This is a genomic window from Ignavibacteriota bacterium (assembly GCA_016212665.1).
Lineage (GTDB): Bacteria > Bacteroidota > Ignavibacteria > UBA10030 > SZUA-254 > FW602-bin19.
In genome coordinates, this window is record JACREZ010000040.1 from 40915 (window position 1) to 63877 (window position 22963).

26 protein-coding genes are annotated in these 22963 nt (G+C 46.8%); 7 read left to right on the forward strand and 19 right to left on the reverse strand.

Annotation, left to right across the window (positions count from 1 at the left end):
- The first annotated feature begins 163 nt into the window (after positions 1-163).
- Complete coding sequence (locus HY960_14320) at positions 164-367, forward strand: cold-shock protein (protein ID MBI5216925.1); 204 nt, start codon at positions 164-166, stop codon at positions 365-367.
- A 60-nt stretch (positions 368-427) separates the two neighbouring features.
- Here HY960_14320 and ssnA read toward each other — a convergent pair whose 3' ends face one another.
- The 7 genes from ssnA to HY960_14355 form a co-directional block, all read right to left on the reverse strand.
- Complete coding sequence (ssnA, locus tag HY960_14325) at positions 428-1765, reverse strand: putative aminohydrolase SsnA (GenBank protein MBI5216926.1); 1338 nt, start codon at positions 1763-1765, stop codon at positions 428-430.
- An 18-nt stretch (positions 1766-1783) separates the two neighbouring features.
- A complete protein-coding gene (locus HY960_14330; GenBank protein MBI5216927.1) occupies positions 1784-2188 on the reverse strand; it encodes a HEPN domain-containing protein in 405 nt (134 codons plus the stop codon).
- Complete coding sequence (locus HY960_14335) at positions 2185-2529, reverse strand: nucleotidyltransferase domain-containing protein (protein MBI5216928.1); 345 nt, start codon at positions 2527-2529, stop codon at positions 2185-2187. The genes HY960_14330 and HY960_14335 overlap by 4 nt, the downstream gene beginning before the upstream one ends.
- Positions 2530-2537: 8 nt before the next feature.
- Complete coding sequence (gene thrC, locus HY960_14340; GenBank protein ID MBI5216929.1) at positions 2538-3779, reverse strand: threonine synthase; 1242 nt, start codon at positions 3777-3779, stop codon at positions 2538-2540.
- 105 nt (positions 3780-3884) lie between these two features.
- Entirely contained in the window at positions 3885-4022 is a 138-nt protein-coding gene (locus tag HY960_14345) for a hypothetical protein (GenBank protein MBI5216930.1), read from the reverse strand.
- 113 nt (positions 4023-4135) lie between these two features.
- Entirely contained in the window at positions 4136-5320 is a 1185-nt protein-coding gene (locus tag HY960_14350) for a T9SS type A sorting domain-containing protein (protein ID MBI5216931.1), read from the reverse strand.
- Between the two features lies 1 nt (position 5321).
- Entirely contained in the window at positions 5322-5861 is a 540-nt protein-coding gene (locus tag HY960_14355) for a thioredoxin family protein (protein ID MBI5216932.1), read from the reverse strand.
- Between the two features lie 247 nt (positions 5862-6108).
- On the opposite strand from HY960_14355, the gene HY960_14360 reads away from it, so the two are divergent.
- The 4 genes from HY960_14360 to glgP all read left to right on the forward strand — a co-directional run bounded on the left by HY960_14360 (position 6109) and on the right by glgP (position 10962).
- Positions 6109-6297 carry a hypothetical protein gene (locus tag HY960_14360; protein MBI5216933.1) on the forward strand — a complete coding sequence of 63 codons (189 nt, stop codon included), beginning with the start codon at positions 6109-6111 and terminating at the stop codon, positions 6295-6297.
- A complete protein-coding gene (locus HY960_14365; GenBank protein ID MBI5216934.1) occupies positions 6282-6575 on the forward strand; it encodes a type II toxin-antitoxin system RelE/ParE family toxin in 294 nt (97 codons plus the stop codon). Before HY960_14360 ends, HY960_14365 begins: the two co-directional genes overlap by 16 nt.
- A gap of 140 nt (positions 6576-6715) precedes the next feature.
- A complete protein-coding gene (locus HY960_14370) occupies positions 6716-8242 on the forward strand; it encodes a fumarate hydratase (protein MBI5216935.1) in 1527 nt (508 codons plus the stop codon).
- 158 nt (positions 8243-8400) lie between these two features.
- A complete protein-coding gene (glgP, locus tag HY960_14375; GenBank protein ID MBI5216936.1) occupies positions 8401-10962 on the forward strand; it encodes an alpha-glucan family phosphorylase in 2562 nt (853 codons plus the stop codon).
- 32 nt (positions 10963-10994) lie between these two features.
- On the opposite strand, the gene HY960_14380 is transcribed toward glgP, so the two are convergent.
- The 3 genes from HY960_14380 to HY960_14390 all read right to left on the reverse strand — a co-directional run bounded on the left by HY960_14380 (position 10995) and on the right by HY960_14390 (position 12148).
- A complete protein-coding gene (locus HY960_14380) occupies positions 10995-11630 on the reverse strand; it encodes a hypothetical protein (GenBank protein ID MBI5216937.1) in 636 nt (211 codons plus the stop codon).
- A gap of 7 nt (positions 11631-11637) precedes the next feature.
- Complete coding sequence (locus HY960_14385) at positions 11638-11937, reverse strand: hypothetical protein (GenBank protein MBI5216938.1); 300 nt, start codon at positions 11935-11937, stop codon at positions 11638-11640.
- A 67-nt stretch (positions 11938-12004) separates the two neighbouring features.
- Entirely contained in the window at positions 12005-12148 is a 144-nt protein-coding gene (locus HY960_14390) for a hypothetical protein (protein ID MBI5216939.1), read from the reverse strand.
- 301 nt (positions 12149-12449) lie between these two features.
- Here HY960_14390 and HY960_14395 point away from each other — a divergent pair, with 301 nt between their 5' ends.
- Positions 12450-12953, forward strand: a complete 504-nt coding sequence (locus HY960_14395; GenBank protein ID MBI5216940.1) for a 3'-5' exonuclease — start codon at positions 12450-12452, stop codon at positions 12951-12953.
- Positions 12954-13198: 245 nt separating this feature from the next.
- Positions 13199-13588: a hypothetical protein gene (locus HY960_14400; GenBank protein MBI5216941.1), complete on the forward strand. Its 390-nt coding sequence runs from the start codon at positions 13199-13201 to the stop codon at positions 13586-13588.
- Between the two features lie 389 nt (positions 13589-13977).
- On the opposite strand, the gene rodA is transcribed toward HY960_14400, so the two are convergent.
- The 9 genes from rodA to HY960_14445 all read right to left on the reverse strand — a co-directional run bounded on the left by rodA (position 13978) and on the right by HY960_14445 (position 22960).
- The gene (gene rodA, locus HY960_14405) at positions 13978-15195 is read right to left on the reverse strand and encodes a rod shape-determining protein RodA (GenBank protein ID MBI5216942.1); all 1218 of its coding nucleotides are present in this window, start codon (positions 15193-15195) and stop codon (positions 13978-13980) included.
- Complete coding sequence (locus HY960_14410) at positions 15167-16189, reverse strand: hypothetical protein (GenBank protein MBI5216943.1); 1023 nt, start codon at positions 16187-16189, stop codon at positions 15167-15169. Before HY960_14410 ends, rodA begins: the two co-directional genes overlap by 29 nt.
- 32 nt (positions 16190-16221) lie before the next feature.
- Positions 16222-17001: a hypothetical protein gene (locus HY960_14415; GenBank protein MBI5216944.1), complete on the reverse strand. Its 780-nt coding sequence runs from the start codon at positions 16999-17001 to the stop codon at positions 16222-16224.
- Complete coding sequence (mreD, locus tag HY960_14420; protein MBI5216945.1) at positions 16991-17491, reverse strand: rod shape-determining protein MreD; 501 nt, start codon at positions 17489-17491, stop codon at positions 16991-16993. The genes HY960_14415 and mreD overlap by 11 nt, the downstream gene beginning before the upstream one ends.
- Positions 17492-17660: 169 nt before the next feature.
- Positions 17661-18494: a rod shape-determining protein MreC gene (mreC, locus tag HY960_14425; protein ID MBI5216946.1), complete on the reverse strand. Its 834-nt coding sequence runs from the start codon at positions 18492-18494 to the stop codon at positions 17661-17663.
- A gap of 115 nt (positions 18495-18609) precedes the next feature.
- Positions 18610-19635: a rod shape-determining protein gene (locus HY960_14430; protein ID MBI5216947.1), complete on the reverse strand. Its 1026-nt coding sequence runs from the start codon at positions 19633-19635 to the stop codon at positions 18610-18612.
- Positions 19636-19647: 12 nt separating this feature from the next.
- Entirely contained in the window at positions 19648-21195 is a 1548-nt protein-coding gene (gene purH / locus HY960_14435; protein MBI5216948.1) for a bifunctional phosphoribosylaminoimidazolecarboxamide formyltransferase/IMP cyclohydrolase, read from the reverse strand.
- Positions 21192-21845, reverse strand: a complete 654-nt coding sequence (locus HY960_14440) for a phosphoribosylglycinamide formyltransferase (protein ID MBI5216949.1) — start codon at positions 21843-21845, stop codon at positions 21192-21194. The genes purH and HY960_14440 overlap by 4 nt, the downstream gene beginning before the upstream one ends.
- Before the next feature lie 77 nt (positions 21846-21922).
- Positions 21923-22960, reverse strand: coding sequence for an LD-carboxypeptidase (locus HY960_14445; protein ID MBI5216950.1), 1038 nt, complete (start codon positions 22958-22960; stop codon positions 21923-21925).
- Between the last annotated feature and the right edge of the window lie 3 nt (positions 22961-22963).

A 22963-nucleotide genomic window follows, 5' to 3' on the forward strand; every position in this document is an offset into this window, starting at 1 on the left:
TTGTTTACTCTGTTTTGATTCACGCTGTATCCCGTAACGTAATTGGTGCGTGTCGCAGTGAGAAGGAAAGTTCAGCCGGTCAATCACCGGAAATAATTTCCCGGATCAAGAGCAACAAGCAAGGCGTACACAATGTATCATCAATTACGAAAGGACGGTTCCTATGGAACAAGGAACAGTCAAGTGGTTCAATCGGACCAAAGGCTTTGGCTTTATCGCACGTCAATCCGGTAGCGATGTGTTTGTTCATTTCAAATCGCTCGTCGGTGAGGGATTCAAAAACCTCAACGAAGGTGACAAAGTGGAATTTGAAGTCGAAGAAGGACCGAAAGGACTGCAGGCAGCAAAGGTTACTGTATTGAAATAATCGCTACTGCTTTTTTACCTTAAAACCCCGTTTGTTGTACGACGGGGTTTTTTATTGAACTCAAAGTTTTCTCAACCTCTCCCACAACTTCTTGGCTGATTTCCTTGCCTTGTTCATGATGCTCTCAACTTCAATTCCGGGAAACTGCCGGTTCCACACAATCCATTTCCCACCGACCATCACCGATTCAACATTCGCTGAACGCATGCCAAACAAAAAATGTCCGGCAAGATTTTCTTTTGTTACCGGTGTCGGTGATTGATAATCAAGCACGAGCAAATCAGCAACACTTCCAGCATTCAATGTTCCGAATTTTTGCTGAAAAATTTCGGAAATCAAAGTTTGCCCGCCAGTTGCTAACTTACTGAAGTCGGGTGATTGGTGAGTCGTGAATGGTGAGTGAGTTTTCCTGTTCATATCCCAAGACTCATATCTCATATCTTTGCTTTTGAAGAAAGCTGTTCTCGCTTCCTCAAACATATCTCCCGGAAAGCCATCCGTCCCAAGCGCTACTCGCTCGCCGAAGAGATGAACCGGCGCATACCCAACCGCGTTGTTCATGTTCGAGCGGGGATTATGCACCAACCAACAGTTGTGTTGATGAATTGTCTGAAAATCTTTATGCGAATGATGAATACAGTGAGCAAGGATTGATTCTTTTTTCAAAATGTTCCATTGCTTCAATCGTTCAGCAACTGATTGGCGATAGTTTTCTTCCGCATCAACAATATCGCATTTATCTTCTGCGGCGTGAATGTGAACACCGGTTTGATTTCGCTCAGCCATTTCTCCAAGCAACCGGAGCGACTCATTTCCAAGAGTGAACGAAGCATGTGCGCCAACCATTCCGCGAAACTGTTGATTGGTTTTGTTTGCCTGAATGAAACGCTCGTTTTCCAACAATCCCTTGTTCCGTTCGTTCATTCCGCCACGGTCGGTTACTTCGTAGCAAAGGACGCCGCGCAAACCAACTTCGTTCATCGCTTGTTTGATAATATCGAGCGAACCGTCAATTGCTTTTGGTGACGCGTGATGGTCAATCAACGTCGTGGTTCCGCAGAGAGCCGCTTCGATTGCGCCAACGAACGCACTATAATAGATGGATTCTTCATCAAGCGCACGGTCAAGTTTCCACCAAATCTTCAGCAAAATTTCCAGAAAATTTTTCGGAGGAATTTTCGGCGCAGACATTCCCCTCGCAAGACTCGAGTACAAATGCGTATGCGCATTGACAAAACCCGGCATGACTATTTTTCCGGTAAGGTCAATAATTTCTTCACCACGTCGTGGAGTGATTTGTTTCTTTTGTTCGGTTATTTTGCCGTTTTCGATTCTGACATCAACATTGATAACCTTCGATGAGGATAGAACGGCAAGTGAACAATTTTTTAAAATCATAAATCTTGTTCGGTAGGATTAAATAAAGTTTCGTTTACGAAGCCACTGATGCGCCCACGAAACAAACTCCTTGGCATCGTCACACATCAAACGGGCATCGTTCTCGCTCACCGACATCCAATCATCATAGTCTCCCTGATTCCGCAATGTGAAAGCACGATGAAGCATCTTCGACCATGTTGTCTCAACTTCATTTGTCCTGACAAAATTTTTATCGAACAATGCCAGTACACCCGTATGCTTCGAACTTCCTAAATTCTTTGATAAGAGAATGGCAAGCGTTGCATAGAACATCGCGTAGTAAGCACGGTTCGCAGCGCCAAACGATTGACCGATTCCCAGCAATGTCTCTGCTTGTGTTACCGCATCGTTCGCTTGTTGCAAACGACGAGACATCAACGCAGAAATATCGCCCTGATTCATAACGAAATTCCGGATTGATACACAGAAGTTATGAACGGTGAGGAGCGCCTTGGTGTTTTCCAAATCTCCGATGAACCATAAACCCATACTTGGAACACGATATTATTTTCCATACCGGTCTTCCAGGCAAGGTCTTGTATTACCTGTTCAAGGGTTGATTTTTTTTCGGAATCGGGAACTTCGACCAACATATCCACATCGCTCTCTTCCAAGTTCGTTCTGTTTGCCGTCGAACCGTATAACAATATTTTTGCATCACGGCAATAAGAATGGATAGCATCAGCAAGTTCTTTTGCAACAAGCACTCTGTCAGGTTTCGGAGATTGTGATTCAATAAGCATGGTCAATGTTACAGAGATTTTTCGAGAATATCAACCAATGAATCCATCGTCGGTTTAACCTCTAACGCCTTCCCCGCCGCCTGCTTCGCCGATTGAATATCCTTCAACCCGTTTCCGGTTATCATCACCAACGCCGACTCGTGCGACTTGATGATATTTTGTTGAAGCGCTTTTTTCAATCCCGCCGTGCTTGCAATGCCTGCCGGTTCGCCAAACACGCCGCCAAGTCGAGCCGTTACTCGCATTGCTTCAAGAATTTCCTCGTCAGTTACGGCAATCATTTCTCCGTGAGATTGTTTGATGTGATGAATTGCCCGTCGCCAGTTGCGCGGCGTCCCGACAGCAATCGAATCGGCAATCGTGTTTGTGTCGGAAGGTACCAATTCTTTTCCTGTTTGAAATGCTTCAAGCAACGGCTTCGCGCCTTCTGCCTGAACGCCAAGTAATTTCGGAACTTGCTCGATGAAACCGAGTTGTTTCATCTCCTGCAATCCTTTTCCGATGCCGCCAATGGTGCAACCATCGCCTACAGAAACACACACCCAATCAGGGACGTCATCTTTCATCTGTTCGGCGATTTCAAGCCCGGCAGTTTTCTTTCCTTCCACCAAATACGGATTTGTTCCGCTGTTACGATTGTACCAGCCGAACTTCTCGCACGCTTCGCGACATAAATCGAACGCTTGTTCGTACGTTCCGAGAACCTTAATAACCGTCGCTCCGAAAATCAGCAACTGTGTTACTTTCGGTTCCGGCGCACGCGCAGGAACAAAAATGAAACTCTGCAATCCCACCGCCGCAGACATGCACGCAAGCGAAGATGCCGCATTCCCTGTTGATGCACATGCAATCGTCTTGAATCCGAATTCGATTGCTTTCATCACGCCAACCGAGCTTGCCCTGTCTTTGAATGAATTGCTCGGATTTCGTCCGTCATCTTTCAGAAACACTTTTCTGATGCCGAGAAGTTTTGCCAGACGTTTGGCATCATACACCGGTGTCCAACCAACGTGAAGATGCGGAACGTTCAGGTCGGGAGAGATTGGAAGTAATTCTTTGTATCTCCAGTGGTTGAATTGTGAATTGCGAATTGTGAATTGCGAATTGTCAATGTTGTGGTAATTGTATTGGACATCAAGGATGCCTTCGATACCGCACTTCAGGCAAGTGAAGACGTTGCCGTGCGGGTACGTTGCACCACAGATGAGGCATTTGAGTCCGGTTACATAAGGTGGTGGAGAAAAGTTCATGGTCATTCTTATTTAGGTGGGATGAATGTACCAAGAATTCAAGTAAAAAGTAAAAAATACTAAAGGAAAAACTTTTTTAATTTTTCATTTTGACTTTTGCATTGATTAAAAGACGTGTCCCCTTTTGAATTGAATCACGCTCACCACGTTCACGAGTGCGGCGATGCCGAGGAGAATTCCGATGTTTGGAAGAATGGGAAGTGTGCCGACGCCGCGCCACAACACTTCGAGAAATCCATCCATGGACCAGTAAATGATGGTGAGTTTGCTATAGAGTTTTTGGAACTACCCTTCATTGATTACTGAGCCGAATACGACTTCGAATGTCAGAAGGTTGCATCATCGAACATTGGATTTTATCTCAATAACAATAGTTTTTTCGTTTGGCTGAAATCTCCAACATTCAATTGATAATAATACACGCCGCTTGAGAACGATGAACCATCAAACCGTATTGATTTATACCCACCGCTCTGAATTTCATTTACCAATGTAGCGACTTCTTTCCCAAGCACATCGTACAACTTCAACGTAACAAAATTTTTACCTTTTAACTGATAACTTATAACTGTTACCGGGTTGAACGGGTTGGGATAATTTTGTTCGAGGAAAAATTCAGTTGGTGTGTGTAATTCATGTTCATCAACGCCTGTAACGGAAGTTGTATCGGCGAGCAGATTACTGCCAAGGGAATGCGGAGTTCCGAATGAAAGCAACTCTCCGATTGTTGTCGCGATATCCCGTTGTGTTCGTGTTGTTGTGACGGTTTTTCCGGCGGGAAATTTTTCTCCGATGGCAAGCAGCATGATGCGGCGACATCCCTCGCACGCGTCTCCGTGATTTTGAAATCCTCCGTGCGAGTTGTCATGTCGTCCGTGGTCGTTGGTGATGAACAACGTCGTGCTGTCTTTGTAAACAGAGTCGGCTTGAATTTTCTTCCACAACTCATACGTCAACGAATCGGCGACGCTGATTGCGGTGAGATAATTGTTCCAGTTTCCTGCATGTCCCGCAACATCTACGCTTGGGAAATTTATTATCATCAATCTCGGTCGCTTCGTGTTCATGATGGAAAGAACGCCGCTGTAAACACTTGCATCACTTGAGCCGATAAACTGCGAGGCTTTGTAATTGATGCCGTAGTCTGCGTGTGTGCTGTAGGTGAGAACATTTAATTTCGGTTTCCCGACTGCGACATACACTGCTGAAGTATCCGCGCCGGTTTGTTTCCTGAAGTATTCAAACACGGTCGGCATCGTCGGGCGAAGTGTTCCGTTGTTATCAATTGTCTGCCATGTGCCGGAAAGAATCGAAGCGTGTCCGGGGTTCGTCAGCGTGTACGCTTCGTTGCGGAAGTTTGACCATGTCGTTCCGAGCGGTTTCATGTTCTTCCAGATTTTCGGCATGTACGTACTTTCCGCTCCGAACGACTCGGAGTATCTCGCGCCGTCTATCACCAACACAATGACCCGTTGGGAAAATGTTTGATGTGAAAAAATCAATAAGAAGAATAGCATCGAAAGTAATATTATTCGTCTCATCTTATCTCCATTTAATTGTACATCCGATGGAATACGTTTCCTGCACGTTCACTTCCTTCCCTGCAAGCAATGCGTCAACTGCATCGCGAAGATAATTCTCTTTTACCGCCTGAGTATCTTTCCAACTATCATCGAACTTGCCGGAGTAACAGAGTGTCCGTGCTTTATCAAACACAAAAAACTGTGGCGTATGTGTTGCGCCAAATGCTTTCGCTACCGTTTGATTCTCATCCCGCAAATAGATGAAGTTGAATCCTTTCAACTTCGCCCGCTTTACCATGCTCTCGAAATTATCGTCCGGGTAATTTATTTCATCGTTTGAATTGATAGCGACAAGTTGAACACCTTTTGGAGCGTACTCACTTTGAAATGCAATCATCCGTTCTTCGTACGCCTGCACATACGGACAATGATTGCACGAGAAAACGATAACGAGAATTTCGTTTGTAAAATCGTTTGATGAATAATTTTTTTCGTCGGTGGCGGGAAGGTGGGAAAATGAAGGGAGTGGGTTCCCAGTTTTGAGTTGTTGCTCTGTCATACCATTCTTTCATTGTTCGTGTTGAATATCGTATATCCTTTTGTTCAAATCAAATATTCTTGTCGGAAAGATACGTTTGCAAATGATTTTGTAGAAATATGATTAGAACCTGAATAATCTCACGGAACTAAGAGATAGAAAATCCTTCGTAAGGTTACAATTATTGCTTTGCTTCTCTCCAAAAGTCTTAGTAACTTCTCATCGTCAGACGATGATGAAAAATCAATTTCTATGAAGGTATATACGTATGCTTGATACAAAAGAACAAGTAATCGAAATGATTAAAAAACTTCCCGATGATGTAACAGTTGACGATATCATGGGGGAATTATATTTCAAGATGCAAGTAGATTCGGGATTGAAAGAACTTGATGATGGGAAAGGAATTCAACACGAAGAAGTTGAGCGGCGGTTCTCTGCATGGCAAGCAAAATAAGGTGGTCGCCACGCGCCATCTCAAATCTTGAACATATCTACAAATATATAGCGACCGATTCTGAGTATTATGCTTCATCGTTCATACGGCGATTGCTTTCAATCATCAGGGCAATACTAAGCTTCCCGTTTGCTGGACGCATCGTTCCTGAGTACAGCGATTATTTCCTCCGCGAAAAAATCTTCAAAAACTACCGAATAGTTTACCGAGTAAAAGAACCGCTCATCGAAATCGTTGCAATATGTCATTGCTCGAAACCATTGGAGGAAATACTGTAACTGTCTTTACGTATTTTTGTTACACTAAGAATTTTATAGACATGGGCTTGATTGGCAATACAATCTTTGAATGAATCTCTTTGTTCCTCACCCAAAGAATTGGTAACTTTGCATAGTATTTTTCAACTGGAACCCAGACAATGAACCAATTCAAAGACAGCATTTACAAACTTATCGTAGAAACCTCCACTAATTTACCGCTCGATGTTCGTCGGGCATTTACCCAAGCAATGAAACGCGAGATTCCCGGAACACAATCCTCTCTTGCATTGCAAACCATGGCAATCAATACCGACATGGCGTGCGACAGCGAAGCGCCGATTTGTCAGGACACGGGAATGCCGACGTTTGAAATCAAAACTCCCATTGGCGCGAACCAACTTGCGATGAAGAAACAAATTCTCGAAGCGATCGCCGACGCGACGAAGAACGGAAAACTTCGTCCCAATTCGGTGGATTCGCTCACCGGAAAAAACAGCGGCAACAATCTCGGCGCAGGAACTCCGGTCGTTCACTTCGAGCAATGGGAAGAGCATGATATTGAAGTGAAACTGCTTCTTAAAGGGGGCGGATGCGAAAATAAAAATATCCAATATTCTCTTCCATGCACACTTGAACATCTTGGACGTGCGGACAGAGACATCGAAGGAATTCGGAAGTGTATCATGCACGCAGTGTGGCAGGCACAGGGACACGGGTGCAGTGTCGGGGCGATTGGTGTCGGCGTTGGCGGCGACAGAACGTCCGGGTACTCGCTTGCAAAAGCACAACTCTTCCGCGAACTCGACGACATCAATCCAAATCCCGAACTTGCAAAACTGGAAAACAGAATCATGGAAGATGCGAACAAACTCGGAGTCGGTGCGATGGGGTTTGGCGGCGCAGCGACATTGATTGGCTGTAAAATCGGCGCATACAATCGCCTGCCTGCAAGTTTCTTTGTTTCCGTTGCGTATGATTGCTGGGCGTTTCGTCGTCTCGGCGTTGTGCTTGATGCGCAATCAGGCTCAATCAAACAATGGCTATACAAAGGCGATTCATCAACCATGAAGATGGCTTCGCTTGAAGAACTTCCTCTCACCGGAAGAGAAATCCGGTTGACAACGCCGCTTTCAGAAGCACAAGTACGAAGTTTGAAAGTCGGAGATGTTGTGTTGCTCAGCGGAAAGATTGTCACCGGACGCGATATGATTCATCATCATTTAATAACGCATGATGCACCGGTTGATTTGCGCGGCATGGCGTTGTATCATTGCGGACCGGTCGCGCTGAAGCAAGGCGACAAGTGGTTCATCAACGCGGCGGGACCGACGACAAGTAGTCGCGAAGAACCGTATCAGGCAGACGTGATTAAGAAATTCGGTTTGCGTGCGGTGATTGGCAAAGGCGGCATGGGAGCGAAGACACTTGCCGGACTGAAAGAGTTCGGCGCTGTCTATTTGAATGCCATCGGCGGCGCGGCACAATATTACTCAAAGTGCATCGTTGAAGTGACACGCGTGGATTTCCTTCAGGAGTTCGGTGTGCCAGAAGCGATGTGGCACATGACCGTGAAAGATTTCCCCGCCATCGTCACGATGGATTCACACGGTAACAGTCTTCATGCGGATGTTGAGAAAGTTTCGGGTGTTGAACTGGAAAAGTTCCGCGAACCGATGATGGTGTAAGAAAACAATTTGAGTTTATTCAAATAAAAAAAAGACCGTCACGCTGAGCGAAGTCGAAGCGTACTCTCAGTCTTCGACTTCCTGCCCGCCGTTACACTATGGCAGGCGGGCGCTCAGGCTGACGAGATATTTTCTTCATAATATAAAAAGGAATAGGTATGATTCGACCTATCCATACACATACTGTCGCGCCTTCGCTTCCGAAGGAACTGCAATGTTTACAATTCATTGCCTACAATCTTCTCTGGGTGTGGGACCATGACCTGATGGAATTATTCTTTCGCATGGACCCGGACCTGTGGGAACTCACCAACCACAACCCGGTGATGATGCTCGGCACAATGAGTCAGCAACGACTGAACATACTTTCCCACGACGACGCATTCATGTCGCAGGTGGAGCGATGCTGCGGCAAACTGAAATCGTATCTTACAACATCTTCGAGTTGGTTTAAGAAAAGTCATCCCGACGCGGAGAAACTTCAAATTGCATATTTCTCTGCCGAGTTCGGCTTGACGGAATGCCTGCAAAATTATTCCGGAGGATTGGGAGTGCTGGCAGGCGACCATCTCAAATCGGCAAGCGATTTGGGACTTCCGATTATCGGTATCGGGTTACTCTATCAGCAAGGATATTTCCGACAATATTTAAACGCCGACGGCTGGCAACAGGAACGGTATCCTGAAAATGATTTCTACACGTTGCCGCTTCATCTCGAACGAAACGAAAACGGCAAACCCAAAACAATTTCCATCGAACTTCCCGGTCGTTCGGTCGCGGCGCAAATCTGGAAGGTACAGGTCGGGCGCAATCCGTTGTACCTGCTCGACACGAACATCCCGCAGAATAATCCCGCCGACCAAAACATCACCGACCAACTCTACGGCGGCGACAAGGAAATGCGCATCAAACAGGAAATTCTTCTCGGCATCGGCGGGTACAGGGCGTTACACTTGCTCGGCTATTCTCCGACGGTGTATCATATCAACGAAGGACATTCCGCATTTCTCACGCTCGAACGAAGCCTTGATTTGATGAAGGCGCAGAACCTTTCATTCGCACAGGCGGCGGAAGCCACGATGGCGAGCATGGTCTTCACAACGCACACGCCCGTGCCTGCCGGCAACGATTACTTCCCGCCCGAGTTGATGAAAAAATATTTTTCGTTCATGGCAGAACAACTTGGGTTGGAGATTGATGAATTTCTCGCGCTCGGCAGACAAAATCCCGAAGACGAAACGGAACATTTCTGCATGACGGTTCTTGCGCTTCGAATGTCAGATTTCAGTAACGGGGTGAGCAAGTTACATGGACAGGTTTCGCGCAAACTCTGGCAAAAAGTGTGGGAAGGAATTCCCGTGAACGAACTTCCGATTTCTTCGATTACCAACGGTGTTCACGCTCCTTCGTGGATCAGCCGCGACATTGCCGGTTTGTACGACAGATATTTGGGACCGACATGGCGTGAAGACCCGGGGCATCACGGAATGTGGAGTCGCGTTCTTCATATTCCCGATGAAGAACTCTGGCGAACGCATGAACGACGGCGTGAACGGCTCGTCGCGTTTGCGCGTCAACGATTGGGAAATCAATTAACAGCGCGCGGAGTACCGGCATCAGAAATTGCACAGGCGCGTGAGGTGCTGAATCCCGACGCTCTCACGATTGGTTTTGCACGACGGTTTGCAACGTACAAACGCGCTGCATTACTTCTCAGAAATCCTGAACGACTCATCAAAATTCTTTCCAACAAAGAACGACCGGTACAAATTATCTTTGCGGGGAAAGCGCACCCGATGGATAATGAAGGCAAAGATATTATCCGACAAATAGCTCACTTCGAGCGGAATCCTGAAGTGCGGCGGCGCATGGTGTTCATTGAAGATTATGATATGGTGGTAGCGCGGTATCTTGTGCAGGGAGTTGATATTTGGCTGAACACGCCGCGCCGTCCGCTGGAAGCGAGCGGCACAAGCGGAATGAAAGCAACGCTCAACGGCGCGCTCAATGTCAGCATCCTCGATGGTTGGTGGGATGAAGCGTATAACAGCGGCAACGGTTGGGCAATCGGGCAGGGAGAGGAATACGCGGAAGAAAAATATCAGGACGATGTTGAATCGAATTTGCTCTATGATTTACTGGAAAAAGAAATTGTTCCGTTGTATTATTCGCGCGGCGAAGATGATTTACCTCGTCAATGGATTGCGCGGATGAAAACCGCGATGCGAACCATCGGACCGGAATTCAACAGCAACCGGATGGTGCGGCAATACACGGAAGAGATGTACCTCCACGCCGCAAAACGGGAAGCGAGTCTGAGCGCGAACAATTTCGAGCGTGCGAAATCATTCGCCGTGTGGCTCGAACACATTCAGGAACATTGGGAAGAACTGAAAATTGCCGGTGTCCATGTTGACGGCGACGATGGAATGAAAGTCGGAGATACGCTTGCCGTGAAAGCGACGATAGAACTCGGTGCGTTGAACGCTTCCGATATTTCCGTTGAACTCTATTACGGACAACTCAATGCAAAAGGAGAAATCGAAGAGCCGAAAATGATTGCGATGAAACCGGTCAGTGCATCCAAAGGAAAACCTGCAACATTCGAAGGCACAATCAGATTGGATTCGAGCGGAAGAATGGGGCACACCGTACGCGTTCTCCCTCTTCATCCCGACTTACATAGTCCGTTTCGGTTAGGGTTGATTTTGTGGGCGTGAGTTGGAAGAAATAAAATTGTGGACCATTTTAACTATTTAAATTCACTCCATGCATTTTTTTGCAACCACGTTGCAACTAACCAGACATAATCCCCAAAAATCAAATTGCTATGGTCAAGATTTGAACGAGAACAAAGTTCTGGTAATTGACTCTTAAAAATTGAAAATCGTCGAAAGATGAAACTCCCGGATGGGATTAAATTAGAATTACTATTCTTTGATTCAGTTTGAAGCCAATTCCTGATAAGATTAATTGCTTCGTGTTGGTTGTTTTGGTGCGATTGAATGTCTTGACCAGAAATGTCTGAAATGAATTTTTGATAACGATACCGTTCTTTATCGAGGATGAGACAAATTTTTCGCTTTTGCTTTTTTGAGCCATATGCTTTCGCTCCAAGGAAAATCCCTAATTCTAAAGGCATATTGAATCGGGGTAATCTTGTCCTTGTATCAAGCTCAGTTCTTGAAATATCGTGAACTCCAAACTGACAGTTCTTGATAATTGAATACAACTTTTCTATGCGAACCTGACTTCCATCATCGGATTCCCATGCACATCGTGCTATATAACCGCAGTCAAAAACAGCAAACACGATTGCTTCAAAGATATTACTATATTTTGAATCAAACGGACAATTAATAAAAACATTGAGAGAATACTTATCCATGAATTAATCAAACAGCTATTAATAACTCCTGATACGATCGATGATTATCCAACAAGTATTTTCGTTGTTTACTGATAGCGGCCATTACATTTACTGCACGAATAATTGCTCGTTGATTTTTTGTCGGAACTGCAAGGGGTCTTTGAACTGTACGAACGCTCTGTGGTACGGGTCTTTGTATGGTTGTAATTCTTACTTGTGTCCCGTCCGAAAGCTTGATAATATTCCCCCTTTTACTAACTATAAATAGTTGTTCTCTCTTTTTTTTTCTTTTTGATGTTTTCTTTGATGTGCGATTATAACGCATAAAAATTCCTGAGTAATTATATCACAAATAATATACTTAATGGAATCTACGAAATCAAGTACTTCATCTAAAATATTTCCCGGATTGAAATAAGAAGTGTGTTATCCCTGAGCCGAAGCGCCGATGAGAAGATGAATCCTTGTTTCTTTTCCGATGGCATTAAATGCGGTGTCGGAAGTTTCCTTCCGAAACGAGAGCCACTCAAATTCATTCTGTTTTGACTGTAATTCATTTCCCGCGAATATACATCATTCCTTTTTTCAATCAAACAAAAACTGTAGTGTTGCTATCAAAAAAATATGTAGTGACTCCCAACCAATCAGGACGATTGGACACAACGAATGCAGAACAATTCCGTTTTCTATTTTCGTCCGAGTACGAATCGGACTCTCCAACGAAAAAATGTAGATGTCTCAAAAGCACGGTTTACGACAGCCCGACCTAAAAAACCCACAACCTGTGGGACAAATGATTTCTTCAAAAATGATTACATTCAGCAGAGAAAACCATAAATGAAATTCCTTGCTATAGATTTTGAAACTGCCGACTACGGGCGCGATAGCGCGTGCGCTGTCGGGTTGGTGCGCGTGGAGAATAATATCATCGTGAAGAAAGAGACACACCTGATTCGCCCGCCGAGAAGAAATATTCACTTCTCTTATCTTCATGGAATTACATGGGACGATGTGAAGCATCAACCAACATTCGGAGAGTTATGGGAAGAGATTCATGCAATGATGCACGATGTAGATTTTCTCGTCGCTCATAATGCAAGTTTCGACAAAGGCGTGCTTTATGCGTGTTGTCAATCGGCAGGAATAACACCGCCGGATATCCCGTTTAAATGTACCGTGAAACTCTCGCGGCAATTATGGAAATTGAAACCGGCAAATCTTGCGGCCGTGTGCCGGCATTTCGGAATTCCGCTCAGGCACCACGATGCGGCTTCGGATACGGAAGCGTGTGCGAAAATTATGATTCGCGCGTTAGAGACGATGAAGCAATCTCCGGGTTGAATTTTTCAAAACAGAGTCGTACATTACCCCATCATTTTTGTCATCCGTTCTTTTGAACCAACCGTCATTGAGAATCCCGTTCATCATGTATCAGAACGGGATGAAGCAATCTCTCCGCCGAGATAGAAACACAACGCGGGATTGTGAGCGCCTTGCGCCAGCCCTTTGGGACTTCGTCGTTCCAACTCTAACGGAACTCCTCGCAAAGACGCTTTACGTGAACAATATTTATAAAAGGAAAATTTATGGACGACAATTCATCACGCATACTCATGATCATCATTGCATTGCTGATAGGCATCAGCAGTGTTTCATTTCTTTTGTTCTTTCTTTTCAAAACATACAAACGCAACAACAGGGTGATTGACGAAGCGGAGGATATTCAGGGCGCGGTTCATTATCAATGCCCGAAGTGCAATCAGCACATGGAGCGGGGAATGGCGTTAGCCGGACGGGGTATCATTTACAAAGCCGACGACGGAAAACCCATCAGCTCGTTTTCAACCATCAATCAGGTGTTGGAAAACACCTTGAGCATGTCGCTTCCTCCCGCGTTTAACCGGGCATGGCATTGCAACAACTGTAAATATTTGTTGCTGGACCATAGCGTGTTGGTGAAGAAGAAAAAGAAATAAGGATGCCGGAAAAATTTATCGCACCCTCCCCGTGATAACGTTGTAGATTTCTTTGCAGAGAAAAAACGGGGTGCGGCCGTCCCACGAAAACTCAAAGGAAGACAATTGGTTTACGGGATTCAACACACAATTAATCGGCGTGGTAGTTGTCGGTAGTTGATACAGAGGACTTTTCTCAAGCGATGTGAGATTCAAAATCATCAAATTGTAGAGAGTGAATAAATGAGACCAAGCCTCTTGTTGATAATCGCCACTAAGCGTACGCTCATCTCAATCCGGGTTTGTGTCCTCGCTGCTTCCGTGCCGCACCATACAATTGTTTGTCACAAGCGTCAGACGAAACTCAGGGCTTCATCATAAAACTTTACTAAACTCCAAAAACGAGAGTATTAGTATTCTTTCCGATTCGCGTACATATTCAACAACAGCCCGACCATAAGTAGATTGGTAATCATGTTTGAGCCGCCGTAACTCATAAGCGGAAGCGGAACACCGATAACCGGAACAATTCCCATGCACATGCCGATGTTGATGGCAACATGTACGGTGAACGTTGCGACGATACCGATTGCAACGATACTTGCAAACTTATTTTTTGCAAGCGATGCAATCTTGATTCCCCGAAAGAGTAACAGGGCGAGTAATATCAGCACGAAACACGCTCCAAGAAACCCGAACTCTTCACTCGGAACGCAGAAAATAAAATCAGTCCATTGTGCGGGGATAAAGTTGAGTTGCGTCTGTGAACCTTGCAGGTATCCTTTCCCGGTGAAGCCGCCGGAACCGATGGCAATTTTCGCCTGAATGATATTGTACCCCGCGCCGAGCGGGTCTGCTTCGTTATTGATGAAGGTAAGAATACGGTTCTGTTGGTGCGGTGCGAGCCGCGCAAAAATAAACTGCACGGAAACACCGACCAACGTTGTCAGCGAGAAGACGATGGCAGAGCCGAGTTTGTTTTCGCGAAGAAGAAGCAACACAACAAACGTAAGCGCGGTGACGATGAGAAACGGAGTTGTTCCGAACAGCGCGGCGATCGCGGCGGCGCCGGGTGCAATTACCGCAAGCACGAATAAGACTGATAATCCCGACCAATACATCAGCAAGAGCAACATGCCGAGATAAATAATCGCCGTTCCGACATCGGGCTGTAACACAATCAACCCGACAGGAATGAGGACGAATCCCGCCGCCATGACGATGTGTTTGAACCGGAACAGGTACACATTGCCGCGGGAAAGAAATGTTGCCAAAGCGAGGATGGTCGTCGCTTTCACAAGTTCCGATGGTTGCAATCCGAATCCGCTGACACCGAACCAACTCGTCGAGCCGGCGATACTGCGACCGAGAACCAACACGGCGGCAAGCAAGAGCAACGAAATTCCGTACGCCGGATACGACCATTGCTGAATTGTCCGGAACGGAATGAACATGACTATCATCATCCCAAGCAAGCCGACACCAATCCACATCAGTTGGCGATAGAAGACGACCGACGCGCCAGCATCATACGTTGCACTATACACCGAGAGCGCGCTCATCGAGACGAGCAACAACACAACGAGTAGCGTTACGCCGTCAATGCTCTCTTTGAACCAGTTGTCCATTTGTTTCTTTCACTGTTTTGTTTTCTGCCTGCGCGGGTGCAGGTTTGTCGCGGTTGATAAATCTGTTCAGATATTTTTCGATGCAGAGTCCGGCAATCGGAGCGGCTTCCACTCCGCCGTATCCCGCATTTTCCACCAGCGCGCAAATTGCAATCTTCGGATTTTCCGATGGCGCATAACCGACAAACCACGCGTGGTCTTTCCCGTGCGGATTCTGCGCTGTTCCCGTTTTTCCCGAAACAGAAATCCCGCTCACCTTTGCCGAACTTCCCGTTCCACCCGGTTCCATCACTGCGCGGCGCAATCCTTCCTGAATCAATTCCCATGTTTGATGTTTCATTTCAAATTTCCTGCCCGGTACAGAAACATCAAACACTTTTCCGTTCTCTTTTTCTTTCACGCTCTTCACCACGTGCGGCGTGTAGAACGTTCCCCGGTTTGCCAGCATCGCCGAGTACGCCGCCATCTGTAACGGCGACACGCCGACTTCTCCCTGACCGATAGACAAACTAATGAGATATCCCTTCGTCCATTTTCCTTTGCCATACACTTTATCAAAAAATTCTTTCGAGGGAAGCAAGCCCGGGTCTTCTTCAAAAATATCGAGTCCGGTTTTTTGTCCGAAACCGAATTGCGCACCGTACTCTGTCCACCGCTCGAAGCCGACCTTCAACATCAACTGATAAAAAAAGACGTTGCATGAACGCTGAATCGCTTCAACAACATTCGTCGAGCCATGCACATGCAAATCTTTAAACACATGGTCGCCAAAACGAAACGCGCCGGAACAGTTCACGCGCCAATCCTGTGTGATGATTCCTTCGTTCAGCGCGGCGGCGGCAAGTACCATTTTGAATGTCGAGCCGGGAGGATAACGCGTCAGCGTCGCGCGGTTGAAGAGCGGTTTTGCAGGGTCGTTATTCAATGCAGACCAGACTGCTTGCGAAGTAAATCCGGTGAGAAGCGCCGGGTCGAAATCAGGCTTACTGACCATGGCGAGAATTCCGCCGTCCGTCGGGTCAATGGCTACAACCGCGCCCTGTTTTCCGAGAGCAACGATTCGGCAAATGCCTGCAAATCAACATCAATCGTCAGCAATAAATCGTTTCCTTCTTTATCGGGAATATCATTCTTCCCTTCGTTGAAGGATTGAACTTTTTGTCCCCACGCATTCACGGTGATGAACTCGAATCCTTTTTTGCCGCGAAGTTCCCTTTCATACTTCGCTTCGATTCCTGTCGCGCCAATCATATCGCCCGGCTGATATTCGGACGTAACGGAGAGAAGTCGTTCGGGAATTTCTTTCGTGTAACCGACAAGGTGAGCAAGTTTCGCTTTGGTCGGCAAGTATCGTTTTGTTTCTGTTTGATAATCAACGCCGGGAAGTTTGTCACGGTGTTCTTCCAGAACGGAAAGCGTTTTGAAATCAATGTCGCGTTTGATTTTTGTCGGGGCGAAGCGGTTGTAGCGGATTCCCCGTTTTACTCTGTCGAAAATAAACACCGGGTCAAGCCGCAACGTCGAAGAGAGAAATGAGGCCGCTTCCGATTTGAACTCCGAGGGCGTAATCGTCATCGTGTATGCGGGGCGATTATCAACAATTATTTTTCCGTTCCGGTCAAGGATGTACCCGCGAATCGGGTCACGCGCAATCGGTCGGATGCTGTTCTCCTCCGATTTTTTTCCATACACATCGTGATAGAGAATCTGAAGTTGCAGGAGTCGCCCGAAAAAGAGAACGAACATCATCGCTATTCCCCACACAAACAGCCGCTTCCTGTTTGATTCTTCAAAACTATTCCACATTGACCTTCACCGATGTTCGTGCAACAATCATAACAGGAAATAACGAGACGAGCGTTGTGTAGAGTGTTGTCGTGACGCCATACTCGACAATCGCCGACACCAAGCCGATGTCTGAGCCGCGCGTGAAGAGAAGAAAGTAGAGAATGTTCTGCGCGAACGAAGAAAGAAAAACGACAATCAGAAACCGGTAACTTCCAAGCGTAAATTTGTTTTGACCTTCTTCGTGAAAGTAACCGGCGATGAACCCGCCGAATGTTTTCGTCAGCGCGGATAGACCTATAAAACTTCCCGCCATCATATCAATTCCCAACCCGACGAGAAACCCCCACATAGTTCCGCTTAGTTGTCCTTCCTTCACGGCGAGGTACACGATAAAAATTGCAAGCAAATCGGGAGCGATGTCTGCGACGCTGAGATAGCGCGCAATCGTCGTCTGCACAACGATGAGAAGAAACCCTACAAACGCAAAACGAAATTGCCGCGCTATCATGAGCATACTGCTGAATTGTCTTTGCGAGTCCCGCTTTTATCGGGGCGAAGCAATCTCACTATTGAAAGTAGAATCAAACGTGGGATTGTGTACGCAATGCGCCATCCCATTGGGACTTCGTCGCTTCGCTCCTCGCAAAGACACTTTTTAGTATTTGGTAACACACCCATCATTTGCCTTCAGGTGATTGATGTTCAATGACGGTACGGCTCGTATCCGGTGTGAGGAGAACGATGAATGCCTGTTCAAGGCGAATGAAATCCACGCTCGGCTCGATTTCAATATCTTTGAAGAGCGACGCGGGTTTTTCTTCGACATGAACGACGCGCCCGATTCGAACACGGGGAGGAAACACATTGCTGTACTCTGAGGTGACAACGATGTCTCCCTGAACGACATCCTGCTTTTTCGGAACGTTCTTCAGGCGGACAAACTCGCCGCCATCCCACGCGATAATTCCATCCACGCGGCTTCGCTCCACTTTTGCGCTCGCCCGAAAATCTTTGTTGAACATCAACTGCCCGACGGAAAAACGACTGCTCGTCGTTGTAATTTTCCCGACCAATCCTGCTTCGGAGATGATTGGCATATCGGGTTTCACTCCATCCGCTTCGCCGACGTTGAGCGTGATGGTGTTTCTCAGCATGTGCGTACTTTTTGCCACAACGTCCGCGGCGAGAATCGGGTACGGACTCGACTCACGCAGCCCCAGCATTTCTCTCAGTTTGATGTTTTCCAGCCGCGCTTCGCGCAAGCGGCTCACTTCATCAGCAAGATTCACATTCAACTGCCGGAGAATTTCGTTCTCTCGTTGCAACTGAAATACATTGGGTATGACCGAGAGCGCATCCTGTACAAGTCCGATAAACCCGACAGTGTATGCGCGCACTTCCCGCAACTGCGGATTATCATTTGCGCTGAGAAGAAGTAATGAAACGAGAATGAGGAGGGAGAAAACGAGATATTCTCTGAGAGAACGAACTAAACCGAAAAGTCTTTGCATTTTTTAGCAGTGAGCAATGAGTGGTGCGCGGTGAGCAGCAATTAGTGTTGAAAAAAATCTCATAACTCTGCGCTCAGCGCTTTCACCCGCCAAAGGCGGGCAAGCACCCCACTGCTCAATATCTCCTTGTCTTAATCAACACCTTCGAGTAGTGTCCGAGATTTTCAAGAACTTTTCCGGTGCCGCGAACAACTGCTGTGAGCGGGTCTTCGGCGACGTGAACGGGTAAACTTGTGTCGCGGCGAATGCGTTCATCCAAATGTTTGATGAGCGCGCCGCCGCCGGAGAGCATGATACCCCGGTCAAGAATATCGGCAGAAAGTTCAGGGGGCGTTCGTTCAAGCGTCAGTTTGATGGCATCAACAATGGATTGAATTGCCTCATTCAGACATTCGCGTATTTCAGCAGAGTTGGTTTCGACCGTTTTTGGAATGCCGTTCACCAAATCGCGCCCTTTTACCTGAATTGAAATTTCCTCCTTCAGCGGCATCGCAGAACCGACTTCGCATTTGATTGCTTCGCCGGTCCGTTCGCCAATCAGCATGTTATAATTCTTTTTGAAAAACTGAATGATGGCGTTGTTCATCTCGTCGCCCGCCACACGGATGGATTCCATGTTTACAATTCCCGAAAGAGCAATGACGGCAATTTCGGTTGTGCCGCCGCCAATATCCACCACCATGTTTCCGACAGGCGCGTCAACATCCATCCCGATACCAATTGCCGATGCCATCGGTTCTGCAATCAGGTGAACTTCTTTTGCCCCTGCATGCTCGGCAGAATCGCGGACAGCGCGCTTCTCTACTTCCGTCACGCCGCTCGGGACGCAGACAACAATGCGCCTGCTCGGAAATAATCCTGCATGAATTTTTTTAATGAACTCGCGCAACATTCCTTCTGCGATTTCAAAGTCGGCAATCACACCGTCCTTCATCGGGCGAATTGTGCGGATGTCGCGGTGTGTGCGCCCCAACATCTCACGCGCTTCGTTGCCGATTGCAACGATGCGTTTCGTGTTTCTGTCGAACGCGACAATCGAAGGTTCGTTCAGCACCACGCCTTTTCCCTTCATGTAAATGAGGGTGTTTGCCGTGCCGAGGTCAATTGCTAAATCAGGACAAAAAAGGGAGAGCATTCCCATAGGAGTTTTTTCTTAATGTTTAAAATGTCTGATACCGGTAAAAAGCATTGCTATGTTGTGTTCGTCGGCGGCGCGTATAACTTCTTCGTCACGAACCGAACCGCCGGGTTGTATGACCGCTGTCGCGCCGACCTTCACCGCTTCAAGCAAGCCATCGGCAAACGGGAAGAAGGCATCGGAGGCGACTGCTGTTCCGCGTAACTCCAATCCGGCTTCTTTTGCTTTCATTGTTGCAAGCTGTGATGAATCAACACGTGACATTTGTCCCGCGCCAATACCGATGGTTCTGTCGCTTCGTGCATAAATAATCGCATTTGATTTGACATGCTTTGCAACGCGCCATGCGAACATCATAGCGGAGTGTTCTTCTTCTGTTGGAGTACGTTTCGTTACAACACGAAGTTTCTCTTCTTCAAGAAGCAGAACATCGGGAGATTGAACAAGCAGACCGCCTGCAACACTCCGTACATTCATTTGATGCAACGACTGAAGCAGCTTTCTCTGAAGAATCAAACGACGGTCTTTTTTCTTTTTGAGAAATTCAAGAACATCGTTCGGAATTTCCGGTGCGATAATAACTTCCGTGAAAACCGAATCAATCAACCTCGCCGCTTCTAAATCCAACGGACGATTCATGCAGACAATTCCGCCGAACGCTGAAGTTTTGTCGGTTGCGAGCGCTTTCTCGTATGCTTCGGCAAGCGTTGTTCCCGAACCAACGCCGCACGGATTCGTGTGCTTGATAATCGCAACCGTCGGTTCGTCAAACTCTTCCACCAATTCCGCGGCGCCTTGAATATCAACAATATTATTGAAAGAAAGTTCTTTTCCGTGCAGTTTTTCAAATATTTCGTTGAACGTTCCGTACAACGAGGCAGACTGATGCGGATTCTCTCCGTACCGTAAATCAAAACTTTTCGGAAGTGAAAGAGAAAAAGTCTCAGGTAACGCTGAGCCAGTCGCGCCTGAACGTTGAAGATACCCGGCAATTGCCGTGTCATATCGTGCTGTATGGTGAAACACTTCCGTTGCAAGGGCAAATCTTGTTTCTTCGGTGACGCATCCATTGTGCGCTTCCATCTCGGAAAGAACTCGTGCGTAATGTTGCGGATTGACGATGACTGTTTTGCTCGAAAAGTTTTTTGCCGCAGAGCGAAGCATTGTCGGTCCGCCGATATCAATCTGTTCGATTGCATCATCAAGCGAGACTCCGCTCTTCTCGATTGTCTGTTCAAACGGATAGAGATTCACCACGACCAAATCAATCGGTTCGATATTCAACTCGGCGAGTTGCTGAACGTGAGAAGGATTTTCTGTAACCGCAAGCAAGCCCGCGTGAATGTTCGGATGAAGCGTCTTCACTCTGCCGTCAAGAATTTCGGGGAAGCCTGTGAGTTCAGAAACTGAGCAAGCGGTAATTCCTGCTTCATGCAATGTCTTCAGCGTTCCGCCTGTCGAGATGATTTCGACATTCCATTTTTGTAACGAGCGAGCGAACTCAACGATGCCTGTTTTATCTGACACACTGATGAGTGCGCGTTTGATTTCAACCAATTTCATTTCTGTTCAATCGTCACTTGTTGACCATTCACATGAATTCTTCCTTGCGCGAATAAATTAATTGCCTTAGGATACAACGTATGTTCAATCTTCAAAACTTTTTCCGCCAACGATTCGGGTGTGTCCGTCGTTGAAACATCAACCCGTTCCTGCAACACAACCGGACCACGGTCATATTCTTCATCAACCAGATGTACCGTAGCGCCGGAAACAGAATCACGATTGGCAATCACTGCTTCATGCACGTGCATCCCGTACATTCCTTTTCCACCATACGCGGGCAAGAGCGCAGGATGGATATTGATGATTCGGTTTTTGAACGATGAAATAATTGTTGGGTCGAGTTTCTTCATGTATCCGGCAAGGACGATAAAATTATTGTTGTGTTCCCTAAGCGTTTGCATCATCGCCGCGACGAATTCTGCATCGGAAGAAAACTGAAGTCGGCTGCAATGCACGGCGGGAATTCCCTGCTGACGAGCAAACTCCAGCGCGCCGGAAGAACTATTGTTACTGAGGACAAGAGAAACTTTGGCGTTGGAAATGATTCCGGCATGGATGGCGTCAACAATCGCCCGCAAATTAGAGCCGCGACCGGACGCAAGTACAGCAATTCTTAGTCCGCCCGAAGCGGACTTACTTTCATTCAATGTAAATTATTCGAGAACGATTCAGAGCAAACGCGGGGAAAATGTAGTGAGAATTCGAGCAATATCAAAACACGATTTTATCGCGTTACGGCATTTTCGAGGAAGGAAAGCCGCCCGCGCGTTGCATCCAATCGAACCCGCACACCGAACGGAATGGTCAACAAATTATCAACATGTCCGTTGTGGAAGTGACCTGCAACGGGGAAATTGTACCCCTGAAACGAATCTTCAAACACCTGCTGAAGCGTGAGTGATGGTTTCCCCGCCTCTGCTTCACAACCCGTAAATTCCCCAAGCGCAATTCCTGCACTTCGCTTGAACACGTTCGCTAATCGGAGTTGGTTGAGCATTCGGTTCACCCGGTACGGTCGCTCTTCAATTTCTTCGAGCATAAGAATTGATGGTTTGACCCTGGGAACATACTCGGTTCCAACAAGCGAGGCTACGAGCGAGAGATTTCCCCCCAACAGAATTCCCTCACCAATTCCTTTTTGAATGATTCTTTTTTTTGTTTGATTTAGATGAACAGATGGTAACTTCGCCGTTGAGGTCAGACAACGCCAGAATTGCTCTTCCGTTTCTCCCTGTAGTTTTCCTGCCATTTCAACAGCAACCATAGGACCGGAAAAGGAAACCAAACCCGATTTGGAAAGAAGGGCGAGTTGGAGAGCCGTGATGTCGCTGTACCCGACAAGTATTTTGGGATTCCGTCGTATCAATCGATAATTCAATTGAGGAAGAATGCGAGTACAGCCGTAGCCGCCGCGGACTGTAAAAATAGCTTTGACCTTCGGATTGGAGAATAAATCATGTAAATCGGAAACCCGCTCGCGGTCGGTTCCTGCGAGATACCCTCTGCGTTTGAGCACATATTTGCCAAGTTCGATTCTGAAGCCGAGCGATTCCAAATACCTGACCCCGCGCGTGAGATGTTCTTCCGACGCAGGCGGACTTGCAGGTGCGGCAATCCCAATTACTTCGCCCCGTTTCAGGGCTTTTGGTTTGATAATTTGCATTGATTGGATGGCAAAATAACGAGATGGAGAACGATTTGCAACAAAAGTTTGGAAGTAGGACGGGAAGGAAGTACCTTCATGGAAATAAGAAACCGACATCTG